Origin of the sequence: Stappia albiluteola (assembly GCF_014050225.1) — a bacterium.
Lineage (GTDB): Bacteria > Pseudomonadota > Alphaproteobacteria > Rhizobiales > Stappiaceae > Hongsoonwoonella > Hongsoonwoonella albiluteola.
In genome coordinates this window covers 36,060-60,175 of record NZ_JACFXV010000043.1, presented here as the reverse complement: position 1 = coordinate 60,175, position 24,116 = coordinate 36,060, and the positions used below count along the sequence as shown (strand labels likewise).

Here is a 24,116-nt window from a genome sequence, read left to right as displayed (position 1 = left end):
TCGCGATCCGATTGCCCATTCTGACAATCAGGGCGTGAGAACGAGCCCCTCGCTGGCGACCAGGGCGCCGGGGTGGCGCTCCTTCGCAAGGCGGCCGATCTCGTCAAGTTCGGCATCGCTGCGGCGCGGATCGTGGTGGAATAGCACCGGCACCTTCACATTGGCGTCATGGGCAAGCTCGACCGCCTTCTGCCAGGTGGAATGCCCCCAGCCGACGAACCGCGGATATTCCTCGTCCGTGTACATGGCGTCGTAGATCATGACGTCGGCATCCTGCACGAAACGGAAGACCGCCCTGTCGATCTCCGGATCGCCATGTTCGTGATCGGTGATGATGCAGATCGACTTGCCGTCGAATTCGAAGCGGTAGCCGCAGGCGCCGCCCGGATGATTGAGCGCCACGCTCCTGATGACGAGACCGTCGTCGCGCGGCACCTCGCCTCCGGCCGTGAAACTGTGGAAGGAGACCGCTTTCAGTGTGTTGGCCGCGACGGGAAAGATCGGCGGCGACATGATGCGGCAGATGATGTCGACGAGACCTGCGCGATTGGGAAAATGGCCGGCCCAGGCGGCAATCTCGAATCGATCGTCATAGGCAGGCGAAAAAAACGGCATGCCGCAGATGTGGTCGAGATGGGTGTGGGTGAAGAGCATGTCGTAGCGGCGCGGCGGCAGGGCGTGAAGCTTGCGCCCCAATTCGCGCGCGCCCGACCCGCAATCGACGAGCACCACCGCATCGCCGGCGACGACCTCGAAACATGTGGTCTCTCCGCCGTATCGCAGCGTTGACGGACCCGGCGTCGGCGTCGAGCCCCGCACACCCCAGAGTTTCAGCGAAAATGTCTGCGACACCGAACGCGCCTTCCGATCCAGATCATGCCGCTGTCTGACCGGCCTTGATGGCCGCCAGATCCTGCGTGGTCTTCTCCAGACGCTGCGCCAGCGTGCGCATGACTTCAAGAGCGATTTCCGGAAATTCTTTCAGCAGCTTTAGGAAATCCTCCTTGGAGACGGTGAGGACATCCATGTCGCCCAGCGCCACGAGGGTCGCGGTGCGCGGCACGTCGCACAGGATCGCGATCTCGCCGACGATCGCATGCTGTCCCACCTGCGCCACGCTGCGTTCGCCCTCGGGCGTCTTCACCCGCACGTCCGCGGTGCCTTCCAGGATGATGAAGGCCGAATCGCCCTGATCCCCCTGGTTGCACAGGTGCTCCCCGTCCCTGAAATGCGTCCGTTCGCTGATGAACGCCAGAAGCCGCAGCTTCGTTGCGTCGATCCCCCGAAACAGCGGTACCCGCCGCAGGGCCTCGACCTCAGATTCCAGCGTCACGCTCCCTCCTTTCAGCGTCGGCCGGGGTCCATGTTCCCCTTTGAACTCCTGCGGCCGATCTTGCCTGCCCGTTAGCTGGCGGAAAGACCTGTCAACACTTGGCCTTTTCAACCACGCGCCCTTGATCCATCACAACACTATGCGCAAATTCCTGCGCAACGATCAAATTCGATGCGCCAAATAGTAGTGTCTTTCCTTTCAGCAGATCGAGAATGACACCGCGCAATGCCTTTTCCTCGTCGCTAGTCCCGGCAGCCGTTTCGTCAAGGATGGTGATTTCGGCGTTCTTCAAAAATGCGCGAGCGAGTGCGAGCCGGCGCCGCTGACCCGACGACAGGCGGGCGCCGGCCACGCCGACGTGAAAATCGAATCCCGCGCGTGTGATCGGCAACCGCAGGTCCATCTCCTCCACAATCGAGCGGATCAGGCCGTCGATGCGCTCGCGCGCATCGCGCCGGTCGACGCGCGGCCTGCCGAAGAGCAGGTTGTCCTCGATCGTCATCGGCGCCACGTAGCGCTCCGGATCGAAGACCACGAAGCGGCCGCCGTTCTTGTAGATGCGATCGTGGAAGCTGCGCCGCGCGCGAACGATCTCCTCCTTGGTGGCGTCGTCGAGCACGCCGAGGCGATGGCGGGCGGGGATGAGCTTGAACGCCAGGCCGACGAGACGGTCCTTGTCGGCCGGGGTCAGGCCCAGCTTCTCGTTCTCCGACCGGCTGGCGCGAAGGATGCGCTCGAACTCCGGCAGTTCGTCCTGGGTGATGAAGGAATAGGTGCCAAGCAACCCGGAATCGCTGCTCAGGTTGGCGAAGAGCTCGACCATCGTCTCGGCGATCTTGAGGCCTATGGTCTGAAGCCGGCTGTCGAGCGCCGTCTCCTTCAGGAAGGCCTTCACGTCGGGATCGCTGGACACCTGGTCAAGCGAGATCGACGGATCCTCGGGCGCGGCGAAAAGCAGGTTCTCGACCAGTGTCGCGCTGTTGTTGAAGCGCTCGATATCCCAAAGCTCGACAAGCCCGCGCACTTCCTTGTCTTCTTCCACGCGCTTGGCCAGGATCTGGCGGACGGTCAGGATGCGATAGGCGAGCGAGGAGTTCTGCGCCGGGTCGAGACGCGACTGCAGGCCCATGCGGTAGATATCCGAGGCAAGGCCGATCTTCTGGACGATATCGAGAGCCTGGGCGTCGAGCTGGTCGGCATCGCGGACGCCGGCTGCGGCATAGTCTTCCCACTCGGCCTGGCCGTCATGGAGAGGATTCGCCGTCTGGCGAGCCTCGCCCAGAAGCCTTTCGTGCTCCGCGACCGCTTCGCCCTTGCGCTCCGGCGGACGCAGGGGGCGATGACGCAGGCCGTAGAACAGATTGTCGCGCACCGTGCCCGTCCAGATGTGCACGGACGGCCCGACATAGGCGATCTGCCTGCCGATCACCGACTCCGGCAGCTTGTCGAGGCTCTTGCCGCCGATCTCCACGCGGCCGGAATTCGGCCCGAGCAGGCCGGCCGCCAGTTGCAGAACCTCCGAGCGACCCGAACCGTCCGGACCGATGATCGCGCAGGCGGTGTTGTCGGGGATATGCAGAGATACCTCGAACACCTCCTGCCCCGCCGCACCGCCCGAGAAGGAAACGTTCTGGAAAACGATCTCGCCGGCAAGCGGTTCGGCGTCGTCGGAGGTCAGCCGGTCGACCGGATAGATGTCGGGCGGGTCGAAGTTCTCCACCACCGTCTGGTACTTCACATCGACATCAGCGACCATCTGGTAATAGGCCAGCAGTTCCTTCCACGGCCCGGCAAGGTCCTTGTAGGCGGCGATGACCGCCAGCAGCGCGCCGATGGAAAGTTCCCCCTCGATCACGAGGTAACCGCCGATCAGATAGAAGAAGAACGGCGTCAACTGGTTCATGAAGTTATTGAGAAACTTTATGAAATACTTCCAGTTATAAATCTTGAAGCGGATGAGGTAGTTGGCGTAGAGCCGGTCGGAAAGGTCCGTCGAATGCCAGGCGGAGGCGTCGTTGGAATGGATCTCGGCAATGCCGGAAATGCTCTCGCCGACCTTGTCGGCGATCGCCCGCACGTTCTTCACGCGCTCGCGCGACAAGAGCACGACGCGCCGTTGCAGCTTCGGGATGACATAGGCCTGCAACGGATAGGACGAGATCGCGGCAAGCCCGAGCAGCGGGTTCTGCATGAAGATGAAGCCGATCTGCACCGCGAGCGTACCGCCCTGATAGGCGGGCAGCGCGATCGACTCGCCGACGAAACCGCCGACATCCTCCACCTCCGAGGTGATCATCGGGATGATCTCGCCCGAGCTCACCTTCTTGAAATGCGGCAGACGGAACCGCAGCACCCTCTGGAACAGCTCGAACCTCAGGCGGCGCAGCATGCGCTCGCCGAGCCGTCCCTTGTAGACGTTGAGCACCAGCTTGATGCCGTTGGAGACGACGACGAGGCCAAGGAACGTGAAGCAAAGCAGGACGAGATAGGAGATCTGGTCGAACTCGAAGCCAAAAATTTCCTTGGGGAAGGCCCCGCCCTGGATGGCTTCGTTGGTGATGAGCTTCGGCAGTTCCAGCAGGATGTAGCCGACCGGATAGGAAAGAATGGTGATGAGCAGGATGACGAGCTGCTGCCGGGCGCTGTACTTCCAGATGAACTTGAAGAGGCTTTTTTCCATTTGCTATTCCGGAAGCACTAGGGCCGATCAACATTCAGGTTTCTGGTGCGGCCCGTCCCGAAGGGACATGGCAAAATGCACCGGTATTCGCGTCGCGAAACCTTGAAAGGGGCCGCTCTTTCCTGCGGTTCCGCTCCTGAATCCGAGCATTTTTCGCCCATACCGCACACCGGATCCTGAATGTGGAGGCCCTGGGACGGCACCCCTTACCGCGCCGCCTCGGGCATAATAATTCGCGATCGGACAGAACGGGAGCCGCATTCGCACAGCTCGGCGCCCCGGGATCCACATGCTACCTTATTGGCATTTATCATGTTCGTCCCGGATCGATTCAATCCGCGGCGATCATGCTGAGGCCGGCCGGCCGGCGCAAGGGGGCCGGAAAGCCCGGCGGACGGCAAGGCGCGAGCGCGACAAGGACGATGCGATACGCACCGCCGCGGCTTGCGTGTCGACGCTGCCGGGCAGGGACATCGGAATGGAGCCTTGCGTGCCGGCGACGGGCTGGCTACAGATAACGCTGCGTTTGAAGCAAGCCGACACGCGCGGCCGGCTGTGCCCAAAATCGATTGCGGGGCAAATCCTAGCGGGGCTTGATGCCGAACTCCTCCCCGAAAGTGCTGATCTACAGCCACGATTCGTTCGGTCTCGGCCATCTGCGCCGTTGCCGCACGATCGCCCATTCGCTGGTCAGCCGCTTCGAAAAGATGTCGGTACTGATCCTGTCGGGTTCGCCGATCATCGGCAGCTTCGAATTCCGCTCGCGCGTCGACTTCGTGCGCATTCCCGGCGTCATCAAGCTGAGGAACGGCGAATACACGCCGCTGTCGCTGTCGCTGAACATAGACCAGACGCTGGCGATCCGCTCCTCCATCATCGAGCACACGGCCAAGGTCTTCGATCCAGATATCCTGATCGTCGACAAGGAGCCGCTGGGGCTGCGGGGCGAGATCCTGGGCACGCTGGAAATGCTGAAGCGCACGACCAATGCCCGACTGGTGCTGGGCCTGCGCGACGTGATGGACGACCCCGACATCTTGCGCGAGGAATGGACGCGCAAGAATGTCGATCCGGCGCTCGAGACGCTTTACGACGACATCTGGATCTACGGCCCGCCGAACCTGCACGATCCGCTGCAGGGCCTCGGACTTTCCGAGGCGATCCGCGAGAAGGCGAGCTATACCGGCTATCTGAGGCGCGAACTGCCGGCCGACAGCCGCATCAGCGAACCCCTGCCCTTCGACGACGAGCCCTATATCCTCGTCACGCCCGGCGGCGGCGGTGACGGCGTGGAACTGGTCGACTGGGTGATGCGGGCCTACGAGGCGCGCTGCGAGCCGTTGTTTCCGGCGCTCATCGTGCTTGGACCCTTCATGGCCGCAAATGCGGTGGCCGCCTTCCAGGCACGTGCCGAACACCTGCGCGACGTGCATGTGATGCGCTTCACGCCGACGATCGAGCCCTACATGGCCAATGCCATCGGCATCGTCGGCATGGGCGGCTACAACACCTTTTGCGAGATCCTGTCCTTCGACAAGCCGACGCTGCTCGTACCCCGCGTGGTGCCGCGGCGCGAACAGTCGATCCGCGCGACGCGGGCGGCCGAGACCGGCCTGCTGAAGATGCTGCCGATCGACAACTATCCGAACGTGAAGATGATGCTCGACGCATTGGTGAAGCTGCCCCGCTCCGCCCCGCCGTCGAGGGCGGGCGTGGAAAACCTGCTCGGTGGCCTTGAGGTGATCGGCGACAAGGTCGGCGAGATCCTGGAAGCGCGCGACAAGCCGGCCGTGCGCGTTGCTGCCGCCGGCTCCTGAAGACGCCGGGTTTTCCACAACAGCGAAACGGCACGGCCCCATGAGGCCGGCGGAAGAGCGACGCCGGGCTGGCAATTTGCTCGAAATTCCGAAAAACAGGGTGCTTGCCGAAATCAAAACCGTGCCCGAGGCTGAATGTCCCGCATCGCCGTCATCGTCAAAGGCTATCCCCGCCTTTCGGAAACCTTCATCGCGCAGGAGATCCTGGGGCTGGAGCGGCGCGGCATCCCGCAGCTGATCGTCGCGCTGAGAAAGCCCTACGATCCCTTTATCCACGACGTGCACCGGCAGATCTCCGCCGACGTGCTCTATCTGCCGGAATACCTGAAGGACGATCCGCAGCGCGTCGCCCGCGCCCGCCGATGGGCGAAGGAACAGCCGGGCTACGAGGCGGCACGCGCGCTCTTCGAGGCAGACAAGGCGCATGAGAACAACGCGGCGCGCCATCGCCGCTGGGGACAGGCCTGCGTCCTCGCCCACGATCTTCCGCAGGATGTGAGCTGGATCCATACGCACTACCTGCATGCGCCCTGCTCGGTCGCCCGCTACGCGGCGCATATTTCCGGGCGCAGATGGTCGTTCTCCGCCCATGCCAAGGACATCTGGACGAGCCCGGAATGGGATCTTGCCACCAAGCTCGACGATGCAAGCTGGGGCGTGACCTGCACCAGCCTCAATCTGGACTATCTGAGAAGCCTGGCGAGCGAGCCGGAAAAGATCGAGCTCGTCTATCACGGGCTCGATTTCTCGCCCTTCCCGAAGCCGCATAATCCGGGAAGCCGGCATGACGGCGGCGCGAACGGCCAGGTGCGTCTCGTCTCGGTGGGCCGGGCGGTGGAGAAGAAGGGCTATGACGACCTGCTCCACGCGCTGGCCCGCCTGCCGGACGACCTCGACTGGCATTTCGACCATGTCGGCGGCGGCGAACTCGCGGCCGATCTCAAGGCGCTTGGCGAGAGACTGGGGCTTGCGCCGCGCATCGCATGGCATGGCGCCCAGCCGCGCGATAAGGTGATCGCCACCCTTTCGCAGGCCGACCTGTTCGTGCTGCCGTCGAAGATCGCGAAATCGGGCGACCGCGACGGCTTGCCGAACGTGCTGATGGAGGCGCAGGCCATGGGACTATGCTGTCTGGCAAGCGACGTTTCGGCGATCCCCGAACTCATCACCCATGAACAGACCGGCTATCTGGTGAAACCAGGCGACCGCAAGCAACTCGCCGAGGCAATCGACAAGCTTGCGCGCGCGCCGCAGGACCGCGCCCGGATGGGCCTTGCGGCGGCGGCCCATGTCAGGGCCGAATTTTCGACCGAGCCCGGCCTCGACCGGCTCGCCGACCGTTTCCGCAAGCTCCTTTGAGGGGCGGAGAAAATGCGCATCGCCCTCGCAACGCCGATGAAGCCCATCGACGATCCGCGCCCCTCCGGCGACCGGACGATGGCGCGGCTGATCCTCAAGGCGCTGCAGACGGCGGGGCATGAGGTGGAGATCGCCACCCGCTTCCGCGCCTGGCGGGCGGACGGCGGCGTCGAGGCGCAAAGGCTGGTGGAGCGCGAGGCGCTGGTCGAGGCGGACCGCATCGCCGAACGCTGGACGAGGGAAGGCACCGCCCCCGATCTTTTCCTGACCTATCACCTCTATCACAAGGCGCCGGACTGGATCGGCCCGCGGCTTGCCGATCTCTTCTCCCTGCCCTACGCGATCATCGAGGCCAGCCGCGCGCCGAAGCGCCAGAGCGGACCGTGGTCGCACGGCTTTGCCGCGGCCGACAAGGCACTGGCACGGGCGGACGCGGTGGCGGCCCTGCATCGGGCGGACGCCGAATGCCTGTCGGCGGTGGTGGAGCCGAAGCGGCTCGTGGTGACGCCGCCTTTCCTCGATGCCGCGCCTTATCGCCTCGCGGCGCAGGCGAACGAGGCCCATGACGGTCCCGTGCGCCTGCTGGCCGTCGGCATGATGCGGGACGGCGACAAGGAGCGCTCCTACCGGATCCTGGCGGAAGCGCTGTCAGGCCTGCAGGATCTCGACTGGCGCCTTTCGATCGTCGGCGACGGCCCGGCGCGCGATGCAATTCTGCCGCTCTTTCCCGACAGCCGCCTGACCTTTCTCGGCGCCCGGGATGCGGCAGACATGCCGGCGATCTATGCCGGACATGACGTGCTCGTCTGGCCGGCGATCCGCGAGGCCTTCGGCTTCGTTTTCCTGGAGGCGCAGGCGGCGGGACTTTGCGTTGTCGGCGGCGACACGTTCGGCGTTCCCGATATCGTGCGCGACGGCGAGACCGGCCTGCTTTCACCGGAGGGCGATGCTGCCGCATTCGCCGCCAACCTGCGTCGGGTGATCGGGGACGCGCCCCTTCGCCACCGCCTGAGCCGAGCGGCCCAGGCCCATGTGGCGGCGCGCCACGACCTTGCCGCAGGTATCGGCAGCCTTGCCCGGTTTCTCGATCTGGCCTTGCAGAACCGGGCCGGACGTTTTACCCCGGCATCATGAGTTTCAAGGCTTTCATCCACGTCCAGCACCTGCTTGGCACCGGGCATGCCGTTAGGGCAGCGGCGATCGGCCGCGCCCTTGCTGAACGCGGCGTCGAGGTGACCCTTGCCACGGGCAACCGCCTGCCGCCGATGCTGGCGACGGACGGCCTCAAAATCGTCGAACTGCCGGCGGTGCGGACCCTGGATGCGCATTTCAACCGCTTCGTGACGCCGGACGGCAAGGAGGTCGACGACGACTGGCGCGCGGCACGGCAAAAGGCAACGCTCAAAGCCTTCCTGGCCGACGACTATGACCTGCTGCTGACGGAGACCTTTCCCTTCGGGCGGCGCCCCTTCGCCTTCGAACTCGAACCGCTGGTGGAGGCGGCCAAGGACCGGGACCGCGCGCCGCTGATCGCAACGTCGATCCGCGACATCCTGGTGCGCAAGCAGGAACTGTGGAAAGAGGAATGGATGGCGGAGCGGGCCGAGCGCTTCTACGACCGCATCCTCATCCATTCCGATCCGGAATTCGTGCGGCTGGAAGACAGCTTTCCCTTCGCCGACCGCGTGGCATCGCTGGTGCGATACACGGGCTTCGTCAATGGCGAGGCAAAGGAAGAGGCTCCCGATGGCATCGGCGAGGACGAGGTGATCGTCTCCTGCGGCGGCGGCGCGGTGGGCCTCAGCCTGCTGCGGGCGGCAATCGATGCGGCCTCGCTGTCGCGGCGGGCCGGCGACACCGCATGGCGGCTTCTCGTCGGCCACGACATCGACGGCGATACATTCGAAGACCTGCGCCGGAACCTGCCGGAGAACGTCATCGTGGAACGGGCGCGGCCGGATTTTCCCGCATTGTTGCCGCGCGCCCGCGCCTCCATCAGCCAGGCCGGCTACAACACCGTGCTCGACATCCTGGTCTCCGGCGTGCCTTGCGTGCTGGTTCCCTTCGCCCAGGTGAGGGAAACGGAGCAGCAGCAGCGCGCCGAGGCGCTGGCGGCAAGGGGGCGCGCGACGATCGTGCCGGAACGCGGCCTCTCGCCCGAAAGGCTTGCCGCCGCACTCGACGATGCGCTCGCCGCGCCACGCCGGCATTTCGCCGTGCGGCTTGGCGGCGCGCAGGCGAGCGCGGACATCCTGATCGCCGACCTGCAGGAGCGCTTCGGCCGATGAAGGAACATTTCGCCTTCTTCCGCGATGCGCTTCTGGAGCACCTGGACTGGTTCGCGGAACGCGGCCTGAAGGCCCGCTTCTGGTGGCGCGACGACGATGCGGTGGAGCCCACGCCAGCGCTCGACCGGCTGATGGCGATCGCCAACGAGTTCGATATCGACGTGGCGCTGGCCATCATCCCGAACGAGGTGAGGGAAAGCCTCGCCGACCGGCTGCAGGACGAACGCCACGCCGTCGTCTTCCAGCATGGCTTCAGACACCAGAATTTCCAACTCAGGGAACGCGGCGAGAAGGCAGCCGAATTCGGCGCGCGCCGATTGCCGCACGAGGCGGTGCGCGAACTCGTCGAAGGCCGCAAGCGGCTGGACGCATTGTTCGGCAATCGCTTCGTGCCCGTGCTCGTGCCGCCGTGGAACCGCATCTCGCCGGCGGTCGTGCGCGCCCTGCCGGCTGCCGGCCTTGCCGGCGTTTCCACTTTCACCTGGATGCAGCCCTACGCCCGCGGCAGGCTGCAAAGCCATATCGACATCATCAAATGGAAGAAGGGCCGCAGCTTCATCGGCTATCACTGCGCCGGCCTGCGCCTCGACCTGCAATTGGCCCGCCGCCGCAACGCGCCGGACGAACCGGTCGGCATCCTGACGCATCACCTCGACCACGACGAGGCGTGCTTCGAGTTTCTTATGGAACTTTTCGCGATTATCCGCAGCCACCCCGGCGCGGAATGCCCGGGCGTTGCCAGGCTGGTTGAAGAAACCTGGCCTGGAATTCAGACGGGCCTACGAGCGCCCCTCATCTGACCTGCACCGGGCAATCGTCGCCGCTGCAAACCCGGGTATCGCACAGGCGGCAGGTGCGGTCGCAGGCCCTGACATCGAACGGCAGGCCGCTCAACAGCTTGAAGACAAGCGCCTCGAATGTTTGGCGCTCTTCCTCGCTGAGGATGTCCAACACGCCCCGCAGAAAATGCTCCCGTTCCGCCAGAACGGTTTCCTGCAGCCGTTTCCCCTTCTCGGTCAGCATGAGGTGGGCATAACGGCCGTCCTTCGGATCCTTCGTCTTGGCGACGAGGTCGTCCGCCTCAAGCCTGGCCACCACGCGGGTTGCGGCGGAATGGGTATCGACATCCAGACAGGCGCGCAGGTCCTCTATCGCCGGCCGATCGCGCTGCCCGATCTGCGTAAGCGCAATCGCCCCGCCTTGCGAACAGCCGCTTCCTTCCTCGGCGAGCCTGTTCAGCCGGTCGGCAACGGCAAGAGCTAGGGCACCGAGAATGTTTTCGGCATGAGACATGGACGGCCACGGAGGTTCGGGGTTGCAGGCGCCAAAAATATGCAAGACGCACGTATTTGACCACCATAAACGACCCACCGAGAAACCGGGCCCGAGCTGATCCTTGGAGGTACGATGTCGAAAGCAGGATCTTCCGCCACATCCCGATAAAAATGGGCGGCCAGGGGGTGAGCTGGCCGCCCGCAGGGTCGAAATTGGGCTTTATAAAACACAGTACGCTATTGCTTTTAATATATGCGTGCGAGACGCATGTATTTTTTATAATCGCAATTTCACCGTTCGCAACTGCAATTTTCGCGCATTGCGATCCATTGCGGCGCCTGCGGCCGCAGTCTCACGGTGATGTGATCAAGCTGGTGATCCGGCCCGCGTCAGCCACCCGAGGGGTGAGCGGCCCAACGAGCGAAGGCCTACCTCTCCGGCTTCAGAAGACGTAGGCGCCAGGTGACCTTCTTCTTGTCGGAGGTCAGGCGGTAGTCGTCGAGGACTTCGAAGCCGTTGCCGTCTGTCGCTTCCCACAGGCGGGCGATGAGGCGGTTGGCGCCGGAGTCGAGCCGCTTGGGCGAATACATCGAGATGGCGATGAGCCCATCCTCCGCGAGGAACGGTACGTAGCGGGACACCACCGCGACCGGATCGTCGGAAAAATGCAGCACCTCGTTGAAGACGATGGCCGAGAAACGCTCGTCCTTTTCCGGCGTGAAGGTATGCATGTCGCCTGCCCGCAGGCTCGCGATCGCCGGATCGACATCGGCAATGCCGAGGGCCGCCGGAGCAAGGTCCACGCCGAGGTAACGGCCGATCCCCATCGGCTTCAGGCGCTCGTAGAGCAGGCCTTCGCCGCAGCCGATATCGAGCACGTTGCCGAGGCAATCGTTGAGCGCCAGCCACATGCCGATAATGCCGTAGCGGCCGCTTTCGGGAAGGTCGCGAAGGAAGGACCAGCGCCCGCCGCGATATTCCTCATCCCAGCCTTCGGCGGTGGAGGCGTTCCTGTTCATGATCGCTCCGATATTCCAGTCGCATTCACTTGTAAGGGTCGGCCGCATCGCGCAAGCCGTCGCCCATGAAGTTGAAGGCAAGCACGACGATGATGATCGGCACAACCGGCGCCATCAGCCATGGATAGACGACGATGACGGTAATGTCCTGCGCCTCGTTGAGCATGACGCCCCAGGATACGGCAGGTCGCCTCAGGCCGAGATTGAGATAGGAAAGCGCCGTCTCGCCAAGGATCATGCTGGGCACGGACAGCGTCGCCGACGCGATGATGTGGCTGGTGAAGCCCGGCAGCAGGTGCTTCGCGATCACGCGTGACGGCTTCGCGCCCATCAGAACGGCGGCCTTGGCGTATTCCTCCTCGCGCAGCGCAAGCAGCTTGGAACGGACGGCACGGGCCAGACCCGGCCAGTCAAGCAGGCCAAGGATGATGGTGATGCCGAAATAGATCCAGACCGGCGACCAGGTCACCGGAAGCGCCGCCGACAGCGCCATCCACAAAGGCAGTTCCGGCAGGGAACGCAGGATCTCGATGATGCGCTGGATCAGGCTGTCGACAATGCCGCCGAAATAGCCGGCAATGCCGCCGAAGGTCATGCCAAGCACAATCGAGATCACCACACCGATGAGGCCGACCGTCAGCGAAAGGCGAGCCCCGTAGATGAGGCCGGAATAAACGTCGCGCCCGAGACGGTCTGTGCCCAACAGGAACAGCGTGCCGCCTTCCGCCGGGCAAATCACATGGAAACTGGCGTCGAACAATCCCCAGAACTTGTAAGGCGAGCCTGTGCAGAAGAAGCGGATCGGATAGACCTTGCTGCGGTCCTCGGTGAAGACCCACTTCACGGTCTGGATGTCGATGCTTGCCGTCTGGCCATAGACGAACGGCCCGACGAATTCCCCCTCATGGAAGAAATGCACGGCCTGAGGCGGCGCGAAAAGGTGGTCGTTGGATCGATCGTTGGCCGTATAGGGGGCGATCACCTCGGCGAAGGGGACGTTCAGATAGAAAAGAAACAGGATAACGGCCGACCACAGCGCGACCTTGTGGCGCCGGAATTTCAGCCACATGATCTTCCATTGGGACGACTGGTAGTAGCGCTCCTGTTCCGGCGTCAACGTCTCGACCGAAGCCGGGTTGAACGCTTCCGGGTTCACGTAGTGAACGCTCTTCTCGCGATCCATCGCCGCCCTTTCGCCCCTCGCCTCGTTCACGACACCGCCCTCCCGCCAAGGCGGATGCGCGGGTCGAGCACGGCCAGCAGCAGGTCCGAGATCAGCATGCCGAAGAGCGTCAACAACGCGACGAACAGGAGAATGAACCCGGAGAGGAACTGATCCTGCGACTGCAGCGCGGTGAGCAGCACCGGCCCGACCGTCGGCAGGTTGAGGACCACCGAGACGATCACCGAGCCGGAGACCAGCGACGGGATCAGGTTGCCGATATCGGCGATGAAGGGGTTGAGCGCCATGCGCAGCGGATATTTCACCAGCAGGTGCGCTTCGCGCATGCCCTTGGCGCGTGCCGTCGTCACATACTGGCGGTGCAGTTCATCGAGCAGATTGGCCCTCAGGCGCCGGATCATCGCCGCGGTGCCGGCGGTGCCGATGACGATGGTCGGCACGATCAGATGCCCCAGCACCGACATCATCTTCCCCATACTCCAGGGCTTGCCGATATATTGCGGATCCATCAGCCCGCCGATCGACAGGCCGAACCAGCGGTTGGAGAAATAAAGCAGGATGAGGCCGAGCAGGAAGTTCGGCGTTGCAAGGCCGATATAGCCGAGGAAGGTGAAGCCGTAGTCGCCCCAGGAATACTGCCGGGTCGCCGAATAGATGCCGATCGGGAAAGCGACCACATAAACGAAGAGGATGGTTGCCGCGTTCAGCACGATGGTCAGCGGCATCGTCGGTCCGACCACTTCGGCCACCGGCTTGTCATATTCGAACGACCAGCCCCAGTTGCCCTGGATCAGGCCGTCAAAGCCGTGCGGGCCGGGCCACAAGCCGACCCAGACGAGGTAGCGCTCCAGGAACGGGCGATCGAGGGCAAATTCCTTGCGCAGGAATTCGAGCTTGGCGATCGACGAGCTTTCGCCGGTCGCCTTCAGCGCCGCGATCTGGTTGGAGATATAATCGCCTGCCGGCAGTTCGATGATGAAGAAGGTGAGAAAGCTGATTACCAGCAGCGTCGGAACCATGCCAAGGAGCCGGCGCAGGATATAGAAGATCATCCCGCCGTGCCCCTTGCCTTGTCGATGTTTCCTACAGCGCCAGGCGCCATATGCCGGTTCTCCATACGTCTGGCCATCACTTGAAGAAGAACTCATCCATCCGGTGGATGCCGAACTGCGCGCCCGGATCCCAGCCGTAGATGCCTTCGCTCGGCACGTTCTCCAGGCCCTTCACCACAACCGGCTGGCGTACGCCCGACACCAGGCCGATATGGATCGTTTCGGCGGCATGGATGTCGAGCATCTCGCGCCAGATGGCCTCGCGCTCCTGCGTGGACGCCGACGACAGCCACGCGTCATAGAGCGAAATCAGCCGCTCGGCCGGCGCCCAATCCGGCTTCTCGCCCGACTTGCCGTCCGTCTCGTAATTGTCGCCCCAAAGCGGCCACGACAGGAAATCCCCGCGGGTCGGCGCATAATCTTCAGGCGGCATGTCGGGCGTGGGAATACCGTTCTCGAAGCCCCACCAGACCGACATGACCAGATCGCCCGACAATGCCCGGTCGCGGATCGTGTCTCGCTGGCTCGGCTTGGCGAAGAGCTTGACGCCGACCTCCTTCCAGGTTTCGGCAACGAGTTCGAGCGCATCGAGTTGCGACTGGTCCTCGCCCGCCGTTTCCACGATGATTTCGAGCGGGCGCCCGTCGCGCAGCAGGCGGATGCCGTCGCCGCGGCGCTTCGTCAGACCGATCTCGTCAAGCAGCGCATTGGCCGCATCCGGATCGTAGTTTGCCCACGCGGTCGTGTATTCTTCCTTGTAGAGCGGGCTCAGCGGCAACACGGTGTCGTTGCCCGGCTTGGCGAAACCCAGATAGAGCACCTTGTTGATCAGGTCGCGATCGATCGCCATCGAGAGGGCATGGCGGAAGCGCGTGTCGCGGTTGAGTTCCCGCCACACCGGATCCTTGGTCGTCAGGTTCGGCAGGATCGAGATTTCCGCCCCCTTGGAGATCGGCCAGAGGTAGGTGGTGTAGCCGGCCTGCGCCTCGCCCTGCTTCAGCACGGTGATGTCGGAGAAGCCGATGTTGCGGGCCTGCAGGTTCGCTTCGCCCGCCTGCGTCTTGGCCGGGATGATCTTGCTGTCGGCGACCGTCATCACCACTTCGTCGACATAGGGAAGCTGCTGACCGGCGCTGTCTACCCGGTGGTAGAAAGGATTGCGGGTCAGCACGAAACGCCGGTCGCCGTCGGACGACTGCATCATCCATGGCTGAAGCGTTGGAATGTCGTCATTCTCGTGGTTGTACATGTCGTCCGCCTTGTTGAAGAGCGGAGCCCAGCCGCGCACCTTCTGCGCCGCCGCGAGTTTGGCCAGCTTGGCCTCGTCCGTATATTTGGCGTGAAACTGCTTCAGGTAATGCGCCGGCCGGTAGATGAAGGGCGGACGGGATTTCGCCAGTTCCGGCAGGAAGAGCGGATTCGGCGCATCCCAGGCGAATCGAACCGTCGTCTCGTCGATCACGTCCATCTTCGGCGGCTTGCCGGCGGCCAGCATGAACGGTGGCAGGCCCGTGGGCTGCAGTTCCTCGTTCGTCGCCACGTCCTCAAACCAGAAACGGATGTCTTCCGTGGTGAACGAATGCCCGTCCGACCACTTGTGCCCCTTGCGCAGATGCAGCGTGAAGACCCGGTCGCCCTCCACCTCGATGTCGCGGAGGATATCGGGCACGAGCTCCAGCTTTTCGTTGTAGCCGACGAGGCGGGCATAGCCCCACACGTTGATCAGCCGCACGTCCTTGGAGCGTCCGATCATCGTATCAATGGTCCCGCCCTGCTTGCCGATCTTGCGACCGCTCGCCTCCATGTCGACGACGAGCATCTCTTCCGGCACGCGCTCGGCAACCGGCGGCAGGTCCTTGCCGACGCGGGCCGCAAGGCTCGGCGTCTCTTTCAGCTCAAGCGCCAGGGCCGGTGCTGAAAGCGCGGTCGCGCAAAGGGCCGCCGACAAGAGAAAACGACGTAGCATGCGCATCATAGTGCCGCCTCCATCAATGCGGCCGGCATGGCGCCATCGGCCAGTCCCGGCGCGCAGGCGAAATGACCTGGCCTGAGTTCGACGAGAGTTGGGGCATCGTCATCCGTCAAGCGGAATGGCTCCGGCCAAAGTGCGGGCTCCGACGCCTTGCGGGCATCCAGCGCCTCGAAATCAAGCCTCGCATCCAGGTCCGGCTCGGGTACGGCCGCCAGCAGGGCCTGGGTGTAGGGATGCAGCGGGTCGCTCACCACTTCCTTCGTCGGGCCGACCTCGACGATCCTCCCGCGGCACATCACCGCGATCCGGTCGGAGATGTAGTTGACCACCGCAAGGTTATGGCTGACGAAAAGATACGTGAGACCCAGTTCCGACTTCAGGTCCTTCAGCAGGTTCAATATCTGCGCCTGCACCGAGACATCGAGCGCGGAAGTCGGTTCGTCGCACAAGATGAGTTCCGGATTGAGCGCAAGCGCCCGCGCGATGCCGATGCGCTGACGCTGGCCGCCGGAAAATGAATGCGGATAGCGGCGCAAAAAGCGCGGGTCGAGACCGACGAGACGCATGAGTTCGCGCACCCGCTCCGCCCGTTCCTCGGCAGTTCCGATGCGGTGGATGATATAAGGCTCCACCAGGATGTCGTTCACCGTCATGCGCGGATTGAGCGAGGAAAACGGATCCTGGAAGATCAGCTGGACGCGCCGGCGATAGTCCTTCAGCACCTCACCCCTCATGGCGGCGACATCGATCGGCCCGTCTCCGCAATCATACAAGATGCGCCCGCGATCGATGGAAATCGCCCGGAGGATCGCCTTGGCGGTCGTCGTCTTGCCCGAGCCGGATTCACCCACAAGGCCGACGCATTCTCCCCGGTTGATCGTCAGGTTGATGTCGTCCAGCGCCAGGAATTCGCGAGGCCTCGCACCAAGCAGCCCGCCCTTGCGCGTGATGAAGCTCTTGGAAACGTTCTCCAGCCGCACCAGCGGCTTTCCGGTCTCCACCGCCTTTCGCCGCTCCTTGACGAGAAAACCGCCCGCATGCGGCTCGATCGGCCGGATGGGCACCAGCCGCTCGCCCGCATTCATGGTGAAGCGTGGAACCGCATTGAGCAAAGCCTTGAGGTAGTCGTGCTGGGGATCGGCGAAGAGCTGGCGGGCGCTGCCGCTTTCCATGATCCGGCCGTGATAGATCACCACCACGTCGTCGGCGAGATTGGCAACGACGCCGAAATCGTGGGTGATCACAAGCACGGACATCTGCAGCTCTTGCTGCACGTCCTTGATGAGCTTCAGTATTTCCGCCTGGATCGTGACGTCGAGGGCAGTGGTCGGCTCATCGGCAATCAGCAGGGCGGGATGGCAGATCAGGGCCATCGCGATCATGGCGCGCTGGCGCAGGCCGCCGGACAATTCAAACGGATAGGCATCGAGCGCGCGCGCGGGATCGGGAAAGCGGACCAGCCGAAGCATCTCGCGCGTCAGTTCGCGTGCCTGGGCGGAATCCACCTTGCGGTGGAGTTCCGCCGCCTCGCCGATCTGGTCGCCGATCGTATGAAGCGGCGACAGCGACGTCATCGGCTCCTGGAAGATGATGGCGATGCGGTCACCGCGGATCGCGCGCATCTTTGGGCCCGACGGGTCGAGCGAAACGATATCGACCGGCTTGCCGCCCGCGAGACCGGGATCGCTGAGCATCACGCTGCCGGAGACGATGCGCGCATTTGCCGGCAACAGCCCCATGATGGTCTGGGAAATGACCGTCTTGCCCGATCCGGATTCGCCGACAAGCGCTACCGTACGGTTCCTAGGAACCGAGAAGGAAACTCCCTCCACGGCGCGTGTCGTGCCTTCGCCCGTTTTGAAATCGACGGTCAGCCCGTCGATCGTCAGGACATTCACCCGAACCGCCCTCCCCGGCGATACCAGCCGACCTTGCCCAGGCCCTGGGCCTGCAAGACCGGACGGCCGGCTTCCTCTGCGTTACGCGAACCGGCATCCTCCGGCTCCCGAAGCCCAATTCCCCGCACCCTCTTTCCGGCTTTGCCTGCCGGTTTGTTCCCCGCCTACTTACCGGTCATGCCGCCGATTTTGTAAAGCATAGATATGTTAATCAATTTTATGCCGCAGTTTCATCAATGGATACAAGAAGTGGCCGGCGAAATTGCAGGTTTATAACCCAGCGTCAGGCAACGCCTACGGCCGGTTCGTCCCCGGCGGCCCCGTCCAGCATCCCCCGTGCCCCGTATCCAACGCGCCAGACGTCAATTCGCATCCTGCGTCCGCGCAAATGATGGGAGCCGGCAGGCTCCACGCCCTCGATCCCCGGCACGCGGCGGACCGTATCAGCACTGGCAAGAATGACAAGCTCGTCATCGGGCGCCACTTCCCGGCCAAGCTCCTGCAGGCGGGAGCAGACATTCACCGCATCGCCGACGACCGTATAGTTCCAGCGGTCGAGCGCCCCCACGTTGCCCACAACGGCATGTCCGCTGTGCACCCCAACGCGCAGGCGAATGGGCACCTTGCCGTCCTCCTTCGCCTTGCGGTTCGCCTCGTGCACGGCTTCCGCCATCCTGAGGCAGGATCGCAGGGCGGCTTGCGCATGGTCCGCCCGCGCGTCCGGAGCTCCCCAGAAGGCCAGCATGCCGTCGCCGATGAACTTGTCGACCGTCCCTCCCTCGGCCTCCACCGCCGCGACAAGGAGCGCGAAATGCTCGTTCAGGATCGCCGCCGTCTCGCCGGCGGTCATGTTCTCCGACAAGGATGTAAAGCCGGCTATATCGGTGAAGATGATCGTCAGATCCGCTTCCCGCGCCTGCGTCGCCTCGCCAAGGCCGATGCGCATCAGCTTGCGGAAGAGCGTGCGCGGGACATAGGTATTCATGGCCTTCAGGCCCACGACCATCGCGTTGAAGGCGAGCGCCACCTGGTCGAGTTCGCTCACCCGGCTTCGCTCGAGCGGCCTCACGTGGTCGAATTCGAGCTTTCCCACGAAACCGGCCCGTTGCGACAGCTCCTTGAGCGGCCTGGCGACGCGCCGCGCCATCCAGAGCGCCAGCAGGAACGAGATTGCCGCAGCGAACAAGCCGACGATCAGCGAACCCCGCAGCCGGCTGATTTCGCGAGAGATGCTGGTGGCTCGGAAATATTCGCCGACGATCCAGGGTTCGGGGCCATATCCCTCGACCTTTGAAGTCATGACGATGAACGCATCGCCGTTTTCCGGCAGGTCCACCCGCCGGACGTCGACACCGGCCAGCTCCGCCTCCTTGAAGGAATTCAGCGTCGGCATGCCATTGGCAAGGGCAAGCACCGGATCCCCGAGTTCCTTGACGTCCGCCGGCAGACGTCCTTCCACGGATTCGGCCTTGCGCAGCGTGTTCAGGTCCGAGTGGGCGATCACCTTGTCGTCGCCGTTGATGATGAAAACGGTCTCGTCGTCACTCTCATCCATCTGCCGCACGGCGTCACCGATCTCGCGGGTCGAAACGGCCGCCGTCAGGTATCCCACCAGCTTGTCGTGACGCACGAGCGGCACGGTGATATTGGCATAGATCCTTCCCTGCACCTCCGTCAGCGGCCCCCAGGTCGGGGGGGAATCGACGCCGAGATCCGGCAGGACGTAGAGACGGGCAATCTCCGGTCCGGCCTGGCGCTGGAAGGGCCAGAGCTTGCCGGTCTCGCTGCGATAGATCCCGGATTCGTTCTGCTCCAGATCGGTATAGACGATGACGTCGATGACTGAATTGGCGAGGATCGCTCCGTTCAGTGCCAGCTTCATCCTGTCGAAGTCGCTTCCCGAAATCTGCCCGCCGTCGAACATGCGCTTGAGCGCAATGACCGCCTGCGAAACGGAATCGAGGTTCTCCCGCACCTGGTTCGCCAGCGAACGGGTGATCAGGATCGACTTGTCGTTGAGTAGCGAGAATGTGTTCTGGCGGTTCGCCATCACCGCCATGAAAAGCACGATAAGGACGGCAAGCGTGACGAGCCCCCCGAACGCAGCCCCGACGAGCGCGGTCAGCGACAGCCTGCTGCGTCGCCGTTCGTTTGCTGACGCGATTTCCTTCACCATTCATGCTTCCCTATCCGCCGAAATCCGGCACCCGATGACAGTATAGCCGAATTGCCGCCAAAGCCCGCCAAATGCCGTTACAAAGGCCTGTAACGCCCACCGGTGCGCGGATCGCATCTACAGCTTGTCCGCCCGCCGGCTTCAGGGCTAAGACTTTGACGGGGAACAAGCTGAGGGCGGAATGACGGGCATCGACTACGAAAGCGAATACAATAACCGCGCAAGGGTGCCCGAGCATCCTCAGATTATGGCCGGCTGGCAAAGGGATGCCGCGGCCTTCCGGGAGTCCGTCACGAGCGAGCTCGATGTCTCCTACGGTCGGACGCGGCGTACGATGTACGACCTCTTCCGCGCCGACAGGGACGCTGCGGCCCCGGTCACCGCCCTTTTCATTCACGGCGGATATTGGCAGGCGCTGGACGGAAAGAGCTTTTCCCATATGGCGGCCGGACCATTGGCGCATGGTCTCAACGTTGCGGTGGCATCCTACGATCTGTGCCCGGACGTCCGTATCGGCGATATCGCCGACGAGTTGCGCCAGCTCGCCTGCACGCTCTGGTGGCGCTTTTCCAGGCCCATCGTCGCCTACGGCCATTCCGCCGGCGGGCACCTGACGGCCTGTCTGCTTGCAACCGACTGGGAAGCGCGCGGCCTGCCCAGAAATCTGGTGACGGCAGGCCTTGCCCTTTCAGGACTTTTCGAACTCGCGCCGCTGATCGGCACGACGGTCAACGACAAGCTTGGCCTCGACGTCGAGGAGGCATCGGCCCAGTCGCCGCTCCTGGCGCCCGCGCCGAAGGGGACGCGCCTGACAGCCGCCGTCGGGGGCGACGAATCTTCCGAATATCTGCGCCAGTCCCGGACAATCGTCGATAGCTGGGGACGCAACGGCGTGGAAACCAGGCTCGATATCCGCCCCGGCGCCAACCATTTCACTGTGATCGCGCCACTCGCCGATGCTAACAGCGATCTGACGCTGGAAGTGTTGCGGCTTGCCGGGTTGTCGAAATAATCGCAAAAAGCCGGCTGCGGATCTTCATTCGATATCCGCACCATGAGCGGGATCAAGGCATGACACAGCCACCGGGGCTAGGAGATAGCGGTCGGGGTCAATCTGCCGTTGAGGAGTAGAACATGCGCACAGAAACGCCGGCTGAGATCCGCCTGGAAGATTACCGGCCGTCCGCCTATGCGATCGACAAGGTGGATCTCGATATCCGTCTGGCTCCGAAAGCCGCGAAAGTGCGCGCGCGTCTTTCGGTCAACCGGCGCGACGGCACGGCGCCCGGTACGCCGCTGGTGCTCGACGGCGACGACCTGAAGCTTGTCGGACTGAAGCTCGACGACGTCGTGCTGGGTGCCGACGCGTTCGAGGCAACCCCGGACCGTCTCGAAATCGTCGCTCCGCCCGCCGATCCGTTCATGCTGGAGATCGTTACGGAGCTCGATCCGGACGCCAACAGCAAGCTTATGGGGCTCTACCGGTCAAGCGATACCTACTGCACCCAGTGCGAGGCGGAGGGCTTCCGCCGTATCACCTATTTCCTCGACCGGCCCGACGTTCTCAGCGTCTATACCACCCGCATCGAAGCGCGGCGCACGGAAGCGCCGGTCCTTCTCGGCAACGGCAATCTGACCGCGACCGGCGACGTGCCGGGAACCGACCGCCATTTCGCCGTCTGGCACGATCCTCACCCCAAGCCGAGCTATCTCTTCGCAATGGTCGCCGGCGATCTCGCGCTGGTCGAGGACAGCTTCACAACTGCCTCGGGCCGCGAAGTGAAGCTTGGGATCTATGTCGAGCACGGCAACGAGGAGCGCTGCGGCTGGGCGATGGATTGCCTGAAGCGCTCCATGCGCTGGGACGAAGAAGCCTTTGGCCTGGAATACGATCTAGACGTTTTCAACATCGTCGCCGTGTCCGATTTCAACATGGGCGCGATGGAGAACAAGGGCCTCAATATCTTCAACGACAAATACGTCCTGGCCGATCCGGACACGGCGACCGACCAGGACTATGCCAACATTGAAGGTGTCATCGCCCACGAGTATTTCCACAACTGGACCGGCAACCGTATCACCTGCCGCGACTGGTTCCAGCTCTGCCTCAAGGAAGGGCTCACCGTCTTCCGCGACCAGGAATTCTCGTCCGATCAACGCTCGCGCCCCGTCAAGCGCATCAGCGACGTGCGGCTGCTGAAGTCCCATCAGTTTCCGGAAGACGCGGGCCCGCTCGCCCACCCCGTGCGCCCGCGCCTCTATCAGGAGATCAACAACTTCTACACCGCGACCGTCTACGAGAAGGGTGCGGAAGTGGTGCGGATGCTGAAGACCTTCCTGGGGGATGAGGCATTCGCCGCCGGAATGGCGCTCTATTTCAGGCGTCACGACGGCGAGGCGACGACGATTGAAGCCTTCCTATCCTGTTTCGCCGAGAGTTCCGGTCAGGATCTGACGCAGTTCGCGCTGTGGTACGAGCAGGCCGGCACTCCGGTCATCGATGTCGACAGCCGCTATGACGCCGGCACCCGCCAGTTCGTCATGCACATTCGCCAGCAGGTGCCTCCCACCCCGCGCCAACCGGAAAAGCAGCCGATGGCGATCCCGCTACGCATCGGCCTTGTCGGGCCCAACGGCGAGGATCTCGAATATGGCGGGATCGGCGGCGTCGATGTGGAAGGAGACGTGCTTCGCATTGCCGAGGCAGAGCACAAGATTGTCATCTCCGATGTCGCGGTGAAGCCGATCCCCTCGTTGCTGCGCAACTTTTCCGCGCCCGTGCTGCTGGAAAGCAATCTTGGCGAGGACGACCTGCTGTTCCTCGCTCGCCACGACCGCGATCCGTTCAATCGCTGGCAGGCGTTGCAGACCGTTGCCTTGCAAGCCCTGATCGCCGGCGCCTCCGCCGCAGTCGAGGGACGCACGCCCGACGCCGACCCCCAGCTTATCGAGGCTTTTGCATCCGTTGCGGGCGACGAAAGCCTGGATCCGGCCTTTCGGGCGCTCGCGCTGCAATTGCCGGGTGAAGCGGATATAGCCCGGGAGATCGGATCCGACGTCGATCCGGATGCCGTGGCGGCGGCGCGTAACCACCTGCGCCGGACAACGGCGGACAGCCTGCGCAGCACCTTTCGCCGGCAGTTCGAAGCTCTGCGCGATGGCGAGAATTATTCGCCATCCGCGGCCCAGGCCGGCATTCGCGCGCTTCGCAATACGTTGCTGGAATATCTCGCCCACGCGACAGGTGGCGCGGAAGGCGACCTCGTCCGGAAGCATTTCGAAGCTGCCGACAACATGACCGACCGCTACGCCGCGCTGAACATGATCGTGCATGCCGGGCTCGAAGGAAGGGACGCCGCGCTGTCCCGCTTCTACGATCGCCATCGCAATCACGCGCTGGCCATCGACAAGTGGTTCACCGTGCAGGCGACGGCCGGCCATGCCGACACGCTCGACAAGATACGGGCGCTGACGGCGCACCCCGCCTTTTCCTTCGGCAATCCGAACCGGGTGCGCGCCCTGATCGGCGCCTTCGCCACCGGCAACCAGACGCAGTTCAACCGGATTGACGGAGCCGGCTTCGACTTCGTTGCCGACACGGTTCTGGCACTGGACGAGCGCAATCCGCAGGTCGCCGCACGGCTGCTATCCGCCTTCCGCTCGTGGCGCGCGCTGGAACCGGTGCGCAGAGCCGCCGCGGAACGGGCCTTGCGCAAGGTCGAGGCAAAGCAGAACCTTTCGCGCGACGTCCAGGATATCGTGTCCCGCAGCCTGCAATAGCAGGCCCGGGCTTCAAATCAGGTATCCGCCCGAGCGAGAAAACGCTTTACCATCAATATCTTGAGCATATCCTGCGCGGATTGAATCAATCTACGCGGGATATGCCCTATCCAAAAACAATTATCCGGCGCACGAAATGCCAGATCAAGTTTCGGCAGAACTATTGCATCACCATGAGAAACAATATCCACCGAGCTTCCATGGTAATTATCGCAACGCAATATTACTCTCTCTACGGCATGCGAATAAATTTTAACTGAAGTCAACTGCACGACTCCTATGTT

Annotated in this window: 17 protein-coding genes; 7 read left to right on the top strand and 10 right to left on the bottom strand. The window is 63.5% G+C overall.

Annotated elements, in window-relative coordinates:
* Positions 1-27: 27 nt before the first annotated feature.
* The 3 genes from H2509_RS04610 to H2509_RS04600 form a co-directional block, all read right to left on the bottom strand.
* Entirely contained in the window at positions 28-852 is an 825-nt protein-coding gene (locus H2509_RS04610) for an MBL fold metallo-hydrolase (protein ID WP_182162782.1), read from the bottom strand.
* A gap of 22 nt (positions 853-874) precedes the next feature.
* Positions 875-1,333 (bottom strand): cyclic nucleotide-binding domain-containing protein, encoded by a 459-nt coding sequence (locus H2509_RS04605; protein ID WP_182162780.1) that lies wholly within the window; start codon positions 1,331-1,333, stop codon positions 875-877.
* A 91-nt stretch (positions 1,334-1,424) separates the two neighbouring features.
* Complete coding sequence (locus H2509_RS04600) at positions 1,425-4,013, bottom strand: ABC transporter transmembrane domain-containing protein (protein WP_182162778.1); 2,589 nt, start codon at positions 4,011-4,013, stop codon at positions 1,425-1,427.
* 596 nt (positions 4,014-4,609) lie between these two features.
* Between H2509_RS04600 and H2509_RS04595 the strand changes: the two genes are divergently transcribed.
* From H2509_RS04595 to H2509_RS04575, 5 genes are all read left to right on the top strand, one after another.
* Positions 4,610-5,830: a glycosyltransferase family protein gene (locus H2509_RS04595; protein ID WP_182162776.1), complete on the top strand. Its 1,221-nt coding sequence runs from the start codon at positions 4,610-4,612 to the stop codon at positions 5,828-5,830.
* A 135-nt stretch (positions 5,831-5,965) separates the two neighbouring features.
* Positions 5,966-7,189, top strand: coding sequence for a glycosyltransferase family 4 protein (locus H2509_RS04590; protein ID WP_182162774.1), 1,224 nt, complete (start codon positions 5,966-5,968; stop codon positions 7,187-7,189).
* A 12-nt stretch (positions 7,190-7,201) separates the two neighbouring features.
* Positions 7,202-8,323, top strand: a complete 1,122-nt coding sequence (locus tag H2509_RS04585; RefSeq protein WP_182162772.1) for a glycosyltransferase family 4 protein — start codon at positions 7,202-7,204, stop codon at positions 8,321-8,323.
* Entirely contained in the window at positions 8,320-9,477 is a 1,158-nt protein-coding gene (locus tag H2509_RS04580; protein WP_182162770.1) for a glycosyltransferase family protein, read from the top strand. The genes H2509_RS04585 and H2509_RS04580 overlap by 4 nt, the downstream gene beginning before the upstream one ends.
* Positions 9,474-10,277 carry a polysaccharide deacetylase family protein gene (locus tag H2509_RS04575; protein WP_182162768.1) on the top strand — a complete coding sequence of 268 codons (804 nt, stop codon included), beginning with the start codon at positions 9,474-9,476 and terminating at the stop codon, positions 10,275-10,277. The genes H2509_RS04580 and H2509_RS04575 overlap by 4 nt, the downstream gene beginning before the upstream one ends.
* On the opposite strand, the gene H2509_RS04570 is transcribed toward H2509_RS04575, so the two are convergent.
* From H2509_RS04570 to H2509_RS04540, 7 genes are all read right to left on the bottom strand, one after another.
* Complete coding sequence (locus H2509_RS04570; protein ID WP_182162766.1) at positions 10,270-10,770, bottom strand: MarR family winged helix-turn-helix transcriptional regulator; 501 nt, start codon at positions 10,768-10,770, stop codon at positions 10,270-10,272. The genes H2509_RS04575 and H2509_RS04570 overlap by 8 nt on opposite strands.
* 410 nt (positions 10,771-11,180) lie before the next feature.
* On the bottom strand, positions 11,181-11,771 hold the full coding sequence (locus H2509_RS04565) for a class I SAM-dependent methyltransferase (RefSeq protein ID WP_182162764.1): 591 nt from the start codon (positions 11,769-11,771) through the stop codon (positions 11,181-11,183).
* 25 nt (positions 11,772-11,796) lie between these two features.
* Positions 11,797-12,954 (bottom strand): ABC transporter permease, encoded by a 1,158-nt coding sequence (locus H2509_RS04560; RefSeq protein ID WP_182163761.1) that lies wholly within the window; start codon positions 12,952-12,954, stop codon positions 11,797-11,799.
* 26 nt (positions 12,955-12,980) lie between these two features.
* Positions 12,981-14,006, bottom strand: a complete 1,026-nt coding sequence (locus H2509_RS04555) for an ABC transporter permease (protein WP_182162762.1) — start codon at positions 14,004-14,006, stop codon at positions 12,981-12,983.
* A gap of 76 nt (positions 14,007-14,082) precedes the next feature.
* On the bottom strand, positions 14,083-15,972 hold the full coding sequence (locus H2509_RS04550; RefSeq protein WP_182163759.1) for an ABC transporter substrate-binding protein: 1,890 nt from the start codon (positions 15,970-15,972) through the stop codon (positions 14,083-14,085).
* 5 nt (positions 15,973-15,977) lie between these two features.
* Positions 15,978-17,876 (bottom strand): ABC transporter ATP-binding protein, encoded by a 1,899-nt coding sequence (locus H2509_RS04545; RefSeq protein WP_182162760.1) that lies wholly within the window; start codon positions 17,874-17,876, stop codon positions 15,978-15,980.
* Positions 17,877-18,159: 283 nt separating this feature from the next.
* Positions 18,160-20,052, bottom strand: coding sequence for an adenylate/guanylate cyclase domain-containing protein (locus tag H2509_RS04540; protein WP_182162758.1), 1,893 nt, complete (start codon positions 20,050-20,052; stop codon positions 18,160-18,162).
* 181 nt (positions 20,053-20,233) lie between these two features.
* Here H2509_RS04540 and H2509_RS04535 point away from each other — a divergent pair, with 181 nt between their 5' ends.
* Both H2509_RS04535 and pepN read left to right on the top strand, forming a co-directional pair.
* Complete coding sequence (locus H2509_RS04535; RefSeq protein ID WP_182162756.1) at positions 20,234-21,064, top strand: alpha/beta hydrolase; 831 nt, start codon at positions 20,234-20,236, stop codon at positions 21,062-21,064.
* Positions 21,065-21,186: 122 nt separating this feature from the next.
* The gene (gene pepN, locus H2509_RS04530) at positions 21,187-23,832 is read left to right on the top strand and encodes an aminopeptidase N (protein WP_182162754.1); all 2,646 of its coding nucleotides are present in this window, start codon (positions 21,187-21,189) and stop codon (positions 23,830-23,832) included.
* Positions 23,833-24,116: the final 284 nt, after the last annotated feature.

Coding starts and splice junctions, on each gene's coding strand:
- H2509_RS04565 (WP_182162764.1), bottom strand. CDS start 11,771: ATGAACAGGAACGCCTCCACCGCCGAAGGCTGGGATGAGGAATATCGC.
- H2509_RS04580 (WP_182162770.1), top strand. CDS start 8,320: ATGAGTTTCAAGGCTTTCATCCACGTCCAGCACCTGCTTGGCACCGGG.
- H2509_RS04550 (WP_182163759.1), bottom strand. CDS start 15,972: ATGCTACGTCGTTTTCTCTTGTCGGCGGCCCTTTGCGCGACCGCGCTT.
- H2509_RS04570 (WP_182162766.1), bottom strand. CDS start 10,770: ATGTCTCATGCCGAAAACATTCTCGGTGCCCTAGCTCTTGCCGTTGCC.
- H2509_RS04540 (WP_182162758.1), bottom strand. CDS start 20,052: ATGGTGAAGGAAATCGCGTCAGCAAACGAACGGCGACGCAGCAGGCTG.
- H2509_RS04560 (WP_182163761.1), bottom strand. CDS start 12,954: ATGGATCGCGAGAAGAGCGTTCACTACGTGAACCCGGAAGCGTTCAAC.
- H2509_RS04600 (WP_182162778.1), bottom strand. CDS start 4,013: ATGGAAAAAAGCCTCTTCAAGTTCATCTGGAAGTACAGCGCCCGGCAG.
- H2509_RS04535 (WP_182162756.1), top strand. CDS start 20,234: ATGACGGGCATCGACTACGAAAGCGAATACAATAACCGCGCAAGGGTG.
- pepN (WP_182162754.1), top strand. CDS start 21,187: ATGCGCACAGAAACGCCGGCTGAGATCCGCCTGGAAGATTACCGGCCG.
- H2509_RS04575 (WP_182162768.1), top strand. CDS start 9,474: ATGAAGGAACATTTCGCCTTCTTCCGCGATGCGCTTCTGGAGCACCTG.
- H2509_RS04595 (WP_182162776.1), top strand. CDS start 4,610: ATGCCGAACTCCTCCCCGAAAGTGCTGATCTACAGCCACGATTCGTTC.
- H2509_RS04590 (WP_182162774.1), top strand. CDS start 5,966: ATGTCCCGCATCGCCGTCATCGTCAAAGGCTATCCCCGCCTTTCGGAA.
- H2509_RS04555 (WP_182162762.1), bottom strand. CDS start 14,006: ATGATCTTCTATATCCTGCGCCGGCTCCTTGGCATGGTTCCGACGCTG.
- H2509_RS04585 (WP_182162772.1), top strand. CDS start 7,202: ATGCGCATCGCCCTCGCAACGCCGATGAAGCCCATCGACGATCCGCGC.